Source organism: Pseudomonas sp. DE0010, from assembly GCF_007680745.1.
GTDB classification, from domain to species: Bacteria; Pseudomonadota; Gammaproteobacteria; order Pseudomonadales; family Pseudomonadaceae; genus Aquipseudomonas; species Aquipseudomonas parafulva_B.
On the sequence record NZ_VEJQ01000114.1, the window covers coordinates 1 to 325 of the forward strand.

The 325-nt window shown below is 59.7% G+C and carries 1 protein-coding gene; it reads right to left on the reverse strand.

The genetic code is table 11. From position 1 onward, the window contains the following. On the reverse strand, nt 1-325 hold a 325-nt coding region (locus tag FS767_RS21905), incomplete at both ends, for a TauD/TfdA family dioxygenase (protein ID WP_178102770.1).

Here is a 325-nt window from a genome sequence, read left to right on the forward strand (position 1 = left end):
CACCTCCTGGTTTTCGTCCAGGGCAATGATGGGCGCCTGGTAGCGATAGTCAGAAGACCTGCCCCGATTGCGGAATTCGATGGGCAGGCTGGTGAGGATCTCGAAGGACTGCGGGTCTTCTTCCCTGAGCACTTCCGCCAGTTTGAAACCATCGACGAAGGTGCTGCTGCCGCCGCGTGCGTCGTTGACCAGGCAGTGCAGGAATTGCAGACCGGGTTGCAACTCGCGGGTCGGCAGATCGGTATGCAGCGGGAGGTTGAAGGCGGTATAGGCGTTGCTGTCCGCATCGACCTTGGACTGGACATCGAAGAGCGTGCCGAAATTG